The 9,685-nt window shown below is 47.5% G+C and carries 5 protein-coding genes; all 5 read right to left on the minus strand.

Translation table 11 applies throughout. The annotated features are described in order from the left end of the window. Nucleotides 1–69: 69 nt before the first annotated feature. The 5 genes from MKX30_RS15480 to MKX30_RS15500 all read right to left on the minus strand — a co-directional run bounded on the left by MKX30_RS15480 (nucleotide 70) and on the right by MKX30_RS15500 (nucleotide 9,685). Complete coding sequence (locus tag MKX30_RS15480; RefSeq protein ID WP_053324845.1) at nucleotides 70–1,485, minus strand: deoxyguanosinetriphosphate triphosphohydrolase family protein; 1,416 nt, start codon at nucleotides 1,483–1,485, stop codon at nucleotides 70–72. A gap of 242 nt (nucleotides 1,486–1,727) precedes the next feature. Continuing rightward, entirely contained in the window at nucleotides 1,728–2,639 is a 912-nt protein-coding gene (gene nikC, locus MKX30_RS15485; protein ID WP_023987407.1) for a nickel transporter permease, read from the minus strand. Between the two features lie 35 nt (nucleotides 2,640–2,674). Next, on the minus strand, nucleotides 2,675–3,679 hold the full coding sequence (locus tag MKX30_RS15490; protein WP_053324844.1) for an ABC transporter permease: 1,005 nt from the start codon (nucleotides 3,677–3,679) through the stop codon (nucleotides 2,675–2,677). Between the two features lie 29 nt (nucleotides 3,680–3,708). Next, nucleotides 3,709–5,364, minus strand: coding sequence for an ABC transporter substrate-binding protein (locus tag MKX30_RS15495; RefSeq protein ID WP_341062962.1), 1,656 nt, complete (start codon nucleotides 5,362–5,364; stop codon nucleotides 3,709–3,711). A 451-nt stretch (nucleotides 5,365–5,815) separates the two neighbouring features. Then, nucleotides 5,816–9,685, minus strand: coding sequence for a non-ribosomal peptide synthetase (locus MKX30_RS15500; protein ID WP_068938673.1), 3,870 nt, complete (start codon nucleotides 9,683–9,685; stop codon nucleotides 5,816–5,818).

Genomic DNA, 9,685 nt, shown 5'->3' on the forward strand with positions numbered 1-9,685 from the left:
AGACACATTCCTCCCTCCTGCTATCCATTACAAACCAGTTCCTTCTACTATATAGGGGTAATTTAAAGGTCAATCCAGATCATAAATCGAACCCACCTTCAGGCCGTATAACTCATTATAGATTTTTTCAGCAAAAGCATCGGTCATGCCTGCAATATAGTCTATGACCATATGCTCCCATGTCCAGATCGGTTTCGCCTTGGCTTGGTCGCGCTCATAGCGCTGGAGCCAGTCGCTTGGAATAATAGATTTGGACGTTTCTGGGTCCAGAAAAGCCAGCCACAGCCGTCTGAGCATCCACTCACTCCGTTTTTGCAGTCGCTGTACACGCAGATCGCGGATCATCGTAACCCAAGCAAAGCTTTTCAACACACTCACAGTGCGCAGCATATCCAAATCTTCGCTTCCATCCCGCACGAAGGTTACCTTTTTCCAATTTCCATCCTCAATTACACCCAAGCTGCTGACAAACAGGCTGACCCAGTATGCCTTCACTTCACGGCGAGTACGGGAATAATCGTGTTCACACATCGGCATCTTGCCATTCCACACCTTCAAAAATTCGCTCAGCACAGCCGCTACCTTCTGCTCAATCTGAGCCAGTTGCCAGCCTTGCCAGAAGCTATCCTCCAACGTGGTGATTTTCTCCGTAATCAGACGAATTAAATACGGATCATATAAGAAATGCTCGTGCACCTCGATTTTCCCAGCTTTAATCCCATCCTCCAGATCATGCGCAGAATAAGCGATATCGTCGCACAGGTCCATAAGCTGGGCTTCTAGCGTCTTTTTACCATCAGGGATACCCCAATCCTCGCGGATAGAACGTATGTATTCCCACTCATGCAGGTACAACCCTTTTTTGTTCAGAATCCCCGGGTACGGGTATTTGTTGATCCCCAGTAACACAGCGTCCGACAAATTCAAACCATCCACGTTCTCACGCTTCTCCAAAAACATAATCAGTCGGAAATTGTGCGCGTTCCCTTCAAAATGCTCATAAATTTGTCGCTCACGCGCATAGGCCTCCTGTCCACGCTTGGACTCCGGTGTGAAGCCTCCGGCAGAGGATATCTTTTCTACCTTTGTTTCAATCAGTTGATCCAAAATCCCGTCCAGCACCTCTTCTCCCTTGTGTCCGAACGGTGGATGCCCAAAGTCATGTGCAATGGAAGCACATTCTACCACCTCAGGGTCAATGATCAGTCCTGCGTTATCTGCTTGTTCCAGCTCTACTTCGGGATGGCGGCGCAGCAAGCTTCGGGATGCCTCACGCGCAATTTGCGCTACCTCCAAAGAATGCGTCAGTCGTGTGCGGTAATAATCGCCCGTGCCTGCGCCAAATACCTGTGATTTACCCTGCAACCGACGGAAAGTCGGTGAATGGATTAAACGGGAGTAGTCCCGTTCATATGCGGCCCGTGAAGCGTCGCTTCGTGTCTGTTCCGCAAATTGCCGATGCTCTCTCTTGTCCTGCCATGTCATAAAGCCCACTCCCTACGTACTCAATTGGAGTGATTATACATTTTTTTTGCGCCTCAGGAAAGTTCACATGACTTTCAGCTGTAAAAGTTACTTTTAGCGTCACTGCGCAGTCGGATTGTGCTTTCGAAGCGAGTATCCTACGGAAAGCTCTTAATGTCATATAAAAAAGGTGTTCCCCAGCCATTTGATTCAGGCCAGAGAACACCCCTTTACTCAACTTTATATACCTCACCACTTTTGCTCTAACGCTTCGCCCTCGGGTCAAGCACATCCCGCAGGCCGTCCCCCATTAGGTTAAAGCCCAATACGGTCAGCATGATAGATACCCCCGGAAAAATAACTGTCCACGGCGCGTTCTGGATATATTGCCGCGAATCGGACAACATTTTACCCCACTCTGGCTCAGGAGGTTGTGCACCCAAGCCCAGAAATCCAAGCGCTGCCGCTTCAATGATGGCCGTTCCGATCCCCAACGTTCCCTGTACGATGATCGGTGTCAGGCTGTTAGGCAAAATATAACGGAGGATGATTCGTGTATTATTGGCTCCAAGCGCTCTGGCAGAAGTGATATACTCCTCCGTTTTGACACTCAGCACCTTAGATCGAACCAACCGTCCATATGTTGGCACATTGACAATGGCAATGGCATACAACGCATTTTCCAATGAAGGTCCTAGAATGGCCACAATGGCAATGGCCAGCAAAATCCCCGGAAATGCCAGTAAAATGTCGAATAGCCGCGAGATGACCATATCTGCCCATTTTCCGTAAAATCCTGCGATTAAACCTAAGGCTGTTCCTACAATCATTGAACCAATAACAGACAAGAAACCGACCCACAACGAGATTCTGGCTCCATACAGCGTGCGAGTCAGTAAATCTCGACCGAGATCATCCGTACCGAACCAATGCTCCGCAGAAGGAGGCTGCAAGCGGCTCACCAAATTTTGCTCTTTATAGTCAAAAGGAGCAATCCACGGCGCGATCAAAGCAATGATGACAAAGAAGATAATAATGCTCAGGCCGACGAACGCCATTTTATTGTGACGGAAAGCCCTCCATGCGTCTCTCCAAGGGCCAGTCACGACAGGCAAATGCGCCAATGTGCTGCGTGTCGTCGGTATGTTGTTGGGTTCCATTGAAAATTGTGACATCGGACAAGCTCCCCCTTGAACAATTGGCGACTTGATTACTGATAACGGATACGCCGGTCGAGCACCGCGTACAGCAAATCGACAATCAGATTAATGATGACGAACAGGAACGCAATGATCAGAATTCCGCTTTGAATAACCGGATAGTCACGCGAGCTGATCGCTTCAAAAATGTACCGTCCGATGCCAGGCCAGGCAAAAATGGTTTCTGTCAGTACCGCGCCTCCCAGTAGTGAGCCAGTCTGAAGACCGATGACAGTAAGTACAGGGATCGCAGCATTTTTAAGCGCATGTTTGTACACGACTTGAAAAGATGCCAGCCCCTTCGCCCGAGCTGTACGGATATAGTCCGCATCCATAACCTCCAGCATGCTGGAACGGGTAATGCGCGCAATGACCGCCATTGGAATCGTTCCCAGTGCGATACTGGGCAGGATCAAATGCTTGATGACGGTCCACACCTGATCCATACGTCCACCTATGAACGCATCAATCACGGCTAAATGTGTCACAGCTTCCACCGGATCACGAGAATTCATGCGTCCGATGGAAGGAAGCCAATGCAGTTTATTTGCAAAGATCCATTGCTCCATCAAGCCCAGCCAAAAAATCGGCATCGATACTCCGACCAGGGCAATGACCATACTGACATAGTCAAACCAGGAATTTCGCTTCCAGGCACTCACGATGCCGGCGTTCATTCCGACTACTACAGCAAAAAACATGCTTGCTACTGTCAACTCCAGCGTAGCCGCCAGATAAGGAAGCATTTCCCGGGCAATCGGCTGCCTGGTACGAATGGAATCGCCCAAGTCCCCTTGTGCCAGCTCACCTAAATAGGTCCCATATTGCTGTAACCACGGCTTATCCAGCCCCAATTGCTCACGTAGCGCCTGCTTGGACTGTTCCGTAGCCTTATCTCCCAGTATGGTTTCCGCCGGATCTCCCGGAATGGCATGAATAATGGAAAAAACGATGAGCGTCATGCCCAGTAATACAGGAATCAATATAGCCAGTCTTTTTACAATATATGAGTTCATATCCTATTCACCGCCTGCTTGCGTTTGGGCTATTCAAAATAAATATTTCCGTACGCTTCAATACCTGCCGGAGAAGGTACAAAACCCTTGAGGTTCGCTTTACCTGCCATCAGCGGTGTGCTATGAACCAATGGAATCCACGGCGCATCCTGTTTAATAATCACTTGTGCTTGTTTATACAGTTCCCCACGCTTGTTCTGGTCGACCTCAACCTGAGCCTTCACCAATATTTTATGAAGTTCCTCATTCACATAAAAACTGCGGTTATTGCCTGGAATCGTATCCTTGTCCAGCAATGTATAAAGGAAATTATCCGGGTCACCATTATCCCCGTTCCATCCCAGCATATACAGATCATCCTTTTTCCCCGCCTTAACATCATCCAGATACGTAGCCCATTCCGGGGATTGGATGTTTACTTTGACGCCTATTTTTTCAAAATCGGCTTGAATGGCCTCTGCCACCTTTTTGCCGTCAGGCATATAAGGACGAGATACGGGCATTGCATAGAAGGTTAAAGGCTCGGGAAGCCCGTTAGGAAAGCCCGCTTCCGCCAGCAAAGATTTAGCCTTATCCAGATCATAGGCGTAGTCCTGAATACTATCGTTGTACCCCCATAACGTAGGTGGCATCGGATTGACCGCAGGCTTAGCCTGCCCTGCAAACAATGCATCAATAATGGCCTGCTTGTTCACTGCGTGATTCAGTGCCTGCCGCACCTTGGGATTATTGAAGGTTTTTTTCTTTAAATTAAAGCCAATGTACGCCACATTAAAGGAGGGACGTTCAATTTTCACCAACTCGCTATTACCGTCTAACTGCTTTGCATCATCCGGGTTCAAATCCTCCATCAGGTCAATTTCCCCGTTTTGCAGAGCATTAAATCTCGCGGTATTGTCGGGTATGGAACGAACAATGATCTTAGCCAGCTTCGGCTGCCCCTCTTTCCAATAGTTTGGATTCTTCTCCAGCGTGATGGTATCGTTCCGTTTCCATTCCTTAAATACAAAAGGACCCGTGCCGACCGGATTACTCTTGAAATCAGCCTTTTTCTCCTGAATAGCCTTGGGACTTGAAATACTAAAGGATGGCATAGCGATATTTTGTAAAAACGGCGCCTGCGGCTTGTTTAGTGTAAACTGGACGCTGTTCGCATCTACCGCTTTAACCTCCTTAATCACCCTACTTCCTTCAGGACCGAACATAGAATCATAATAGTCAAACGAGTCACCTTCAAATTTGTATGGACTTTTCGGATCAGCCCAGCGGTCAAAGTTAAACACAACCGCTTCTGCGTTAAAGTCACTTCCGTCATGAAATTTTACACCCTGACGCAGCTTGAACGTATAGACCAGTCCATCCGGTGATACTTCCCAGCTCTCTGCAAGCCCCGGTTGGATCTCCGTTGTGTTTTGCTTATATTCCAGCAGTGTGTCGAACACTTGCATTCCGATTTTTAGCGACTCGCTTTCAGTCACAATGGCAGGATCTAGCGCCACGGAATCTCCGCCGCGTCCATAAATAAGCGTGTCCTGCACGCCCTCTCCTGCTCCACTTGGTGTTTTCCCTGCCTCTGGCTTTGCTCCTTCACCTGATCCCCCACAACCGGAAAGCGCCAAAACAGCTCCTAGCGCAAGCACCAGCAGAACGGTCCAGATTTTGTGTTTTGCATACTTTTTGCTCATGCAGCAAACCCCTTTCACACCTTATATATTGTTAATTCGTTGATACCGGATGAATGCCAATTCCTTTGGATTGACATGACAAGCTTGTCCTCAAGCTGTGGTCCCAGGTTCCGAGTTCATCAAATAGGTGTAGTAGGACAGAAGTGTTCATATCTAGTGGTGTAAGAGATGCTGTAGGGTAATGAATAGATGTGATGTAATAAATAGAAAGAGGAGTATGTGAGGTCGTGGTGAAAGTGTGATATTTACTCACAAACAGTGAATATTATGCTCAAACAAAGTTGATTATTGGATACTTTACTATAAAATCTGGAAGCAGACAAGGGGGTTTTTCATACATTACGATATGTTTTTATACATCATGTCAATTAATATTACAAACCAACTTACACGATCATATCAAATAAATACTCCTGCTTGGGGTCTTCAACCTCCAAGCAGGAGCATAATCTTACCTCAAAAATGTATTCAGCACCAAACCTACAGACACGGCTTGGGCTCCTTTTACGATAGAGAAATGATCGCCAGGCACTTTATGCGTGAACATTTCCCCCTTGCAATACAATTCCCATCCTTTATATCCTAATTCCCAGGTATGTTCTGAAATAAACAAACATACAGGGGCCTTTACAGCTCGATCGGGCTGGTAGACATGCTGCATTTTCACCCAATGATTCACACTTTTAAAGCGTTCTAGTAATTCACTCCGTCCCAACTCATTAAATTCCGGTAGCAAGGGGAGTACACTGGCTGGAAATGCTCGCTTCCAAAGCGGTAAATCGAACGTTTCTTCCATCCTCTCCAGTTCCTGAATATGGTGGTCCCAGTGATCTTCCTTGCCATACTTCAAAGGTGGCAGTGTGTCCAGAATGGCCAAAAGTTCGACACGTTCTTCTTGTTCTTCCAATTGTCGGGTTATTTCGAAAGCAAGCGTTCCCCCCATACTCCACCCCGCAACATAATACGGGCCTGTTTTCTGAATACTTTTCAATTGATTCACATATCGGTGTGCCGCTTCCTTCATCCCGGCTGTTTTATTTTCAGCAAGAATCGAAGCATCCATTTTTATGCCCCAATAATTCCAAGTAGCTGTAAGTCCGTTGACCAATTCCATGTAGCAACTGACATCCAAGCTTCCATCATGGATGAAAAAAAGGTGCTTATCCTGCGCTGTGCCGGGCTTTAAGAGGACAAGCGTGTCTGCTCTGGCTGGAAACACACTTCTTTCCTTTCCCTGCAATGCACTTGCCAGTTGGCGGATGGTAGGAAAAGTAAATAATTTGGTGAGCGGTAGGTCTATCCCTAACTCACGCAAAACTAGTGAAACCAGCTTGGTAGCCTTGAGCGAGCTTCCTCCCAGGGTGAAAAAATTGTCCGTTACACCAATGCGATCCGTCGGCAGGTTCGTGGGCAGAACCATCGACCAGATGCGAACCAGCTCCTGTTCCAGTTCATTGCAAGGAGGGACATATTCATTCTCCCGCAGTGCTTCAAGATCAGGCTCTGGCAACGCGTTCCGATCAACTTTGCCATTCACATTCAGTGGCAAACGCGGAAGTCGGATCAGACAGGCAGGAATCATATAATCCGGTAAATATGTAGCCAGCTCCAGCCGGACTTCTGCCTGTGACATTTCTACGTCGGAAACAAAGTAAGCACAGAGGTATTTGATCCCGTCGCTGTGCTGACGAACAAGCACGACTGCTTCCTGAATCCCCTCTATATGTGCAAGCCGAGCCTCAATTTCGCCGGTTTCAATACGAAAGCCCCGAATTTTGACCTGGTGATCCATGCGACCCAAAAATTCAAGCGTTCCGTCAGCCAGCCATCGGGCACAATCTCCAGAACGGTACATACGCTCTTCTGGGAGCCAGGGATGAGAAACAAATTTGGCTGCCGTTAATTCCTCCCGAGCCAAATAGCCACGCGCCAATCCTTCACCTCCAATGCACAGCTCACCCGGTACTCCAATGGGCTGAAGTTGATTGGACGCGCTCAGGATATAGACCTGTGTATTGGCGACAGGCTTGCCAATCGGCACGTTATGGTCATAGTCCTCCTGAATCGTATGGAACGACGTAAAAATAGTATTCTCCGAAGGACCGTAGGCATTGACAATCGTTAAATCCGGCTGGGCGGCGCGAAGGAGCTTCATATGCTGCGGAGACAAGGCGTCTCCCCCGGTCATGATCAATCGAAGTCCAGTAAAGATGGAAGGTTTCTCATCAATCAGCTGATTTAGCAAAGGAGCCGTGAACCATGCCATCGTGATTCCATACTGTGCCATCCTCTTGCCGAGTATGTCGGCAGATAAAAGCTCTTCTTTTTCAATGAGATACAAGGTTGCCCCGCTCAGCAGTGTTCCCCACAGTTCAAAAACCGACACATCAAAGGCCAGGGAACACGTCTGCAATATTCGATCCTCTTGCGTAATAGCCAACGGCCCTGGCTCTAACACTAGGCGAGCAAAGGATTGATGCTCAATCATTACACCCTTTGGTTGTCCTGTAGACCCTGAAGTATAAATAATGTACATCACATTGTGCGCCTGATTGCTGTCCTCCAGATTACGGGGTTCTCCCGTATAGAGACTCGGGTCTGTGAGCAGTAACATGTCCACTCCAGGAAAGCGTCTAGTGCTGGCAGTCGGTAGAAGGCATATTTTCGCCTGACTATCCTGTAATAGATATTGAATCCGTTCATCTGGGTAGAGCGGATCAATCGGTAAATAAGCGGCCCCGGCCTTCAAAATAGCTAAAATACCAACAATCATCTCCAACGCAGGCGTAGCTAAAATACCGACGACATCTTCTGCCTGAACTCCCTTTTGCCGTAAAACCCGCGCCAATTGATTGGCACGTTCATTTAATTCATCATACGTTAGTTGCTTTTCTTTCCACCTCACGGCTGGATGGTCAGGCGTCCGTATCACTTGCTGTTCGAACAGTCGATGGATGGTTACCCCATGCGAATTTTTTTCGTATGCATTTTTGCTGTGGGTCTGATTAAAAGTATGAAGTAAAACGGTGCGCTCTTCTTCTGTAACCATATCAATGTCTTCGATCCGAATATCGGGTTGTTCGCCAATGATTTCGACAATTCTGGCAAAATGCCGTAGCATACGGCGGGAGCTTTCCTCCGTAAACAACGCTTTGCGATATTCCAGTTCCAGTCCGATACCCTCCTGCATTTCGTATGCATACAAGGTGATATCAAATTTAGCGATTTTATGTTCAAAAGTATAAGGAGAAAACGTGACCTCTGTTGCCTGCACGACAGGCTGCGGTACATTTTCCAATACAAAGCAAGCATCAAATAAGGGATTACGACCACTGATTCGTTCAGGATTGACCTGCTCCACCAGCATATCAAAGGGGTAATCCTGATGCTCAAACGCAGCAAAAGTTCGGTCTGCCACTTCTTCCAGAAAATCAGAGAACCGCTTGGTTCTCTGCGGTTTCTGACGCAAGGCGAGCGTGTTCACGAACATGCCCACAATCCCTTCAAACTCGGAATGAGTCCTTCCGGCGACAGGTGTTCCGATGACCAGATCCTCCTGTCCGGCATATTTGGACAGAAGGATGCTGTACGCGGCGAGTAGAACCATATACAACGTAACATTGTGCTGCAAGCATAATGCACGCAAGGAGTGAGCCGTGTTAGCTTCAATCGAGTACGATACGATCCCACCGCTGTAATCAGACCTTAAGCCTTTTTCATCCGTAGGCAACGACAGCAGAGGAACATCCTCTGTAAATTGGTTCAGCCAAAATTCACCCTGTTTCTGAATATGAATATCGCTTAATTGATCGTTTTGCCAGATCGTATAATCGACATACTGAAACTCTAATGGAGCAAGCTCCTGTCCCTGATATAGAGCCATCAGCTCTTCAAATATAATGTTGATGGTTACCGCATCCGCGATGATATGGTGGATATCAAACAGGAACAGAATCTCCCCATCAACCAAAGGTACAAGCTCAGCCCGCCATAGAGGGGCCTCGTTCAGATTGAACGGACGGATAAACTCGTTAACAAGCTTATCCGTACTCTGATCCGAACGTTCTCTATAGGGAATCGATACATCGATGGATTCATGGACGAGTTGTAAAACCTCGCCGTCCTTTTGAATAAAGGACGTTCGCAAGCTCTCATGACGTTCTGTCAGCCTACACCATGCTCTGTACAGCCGCTCTGGCTCCAGCGCTCCTTTGATGATTCGAATGCTGGGCATGTTATAGATAATGTTAGGTCCGAGAAGATCATGAATCAGATATAGCCGTTTTTGCGCCGAAGATGTTTCATATCCTTCATAATGCAT

The organism is Paenibacillus sp. FSL P2-0173 (genome assembly GCF_038008045.1).
In the GTDB taxonomy this organism is placed as follows: domain Bacteria; phylum Bacillota; class Bacilli; order Paenibacillales; family Paenibacillaceae; genus Paenibacillus; species Paenibacillus polymyxa_B.

What these genes read in the sequence shown, in the direction of transcription:
- MKX30_RS15495 (WP_341062962.1), bottom strand. Translation starts at nt 5,364, where the DNA reads ATGAGCAAAAAGTATGCAAAACACAAAATCTGGACCGTTCTGCTGGTG.
- MKX30_RS15480 (WP_053324845.1), bottom strand. Translation starts at nt 1,485, where the DNA reads ATGACATGGCAGGACAAGAGAGAGCATCGGCAATTTGCGGAACAGACA.
- MKX30_RS15490 (WP_053324844.1), bottom strand. Translation starts at nt 3,679, where the DNA reads ATGAACTCATATATTGTAAAAAGACTGGCTATATTGATTCCTGTATTA.
- nikC (WP_023987407.1), bottom strand. Translation starts at nt 2,639, where the DNA reads ATGTCACAATTTTCAATGGAACCCAACAACATACCGACGACACGCAGC.
- MKX30_RS15500 (WP_068938673.1), bottom strand. Translation starts at nt 9,685, where the DNA reads ATGCATTATGAAGGATATGAAACATCTTCGGCGCAAAAACGGCTATAT.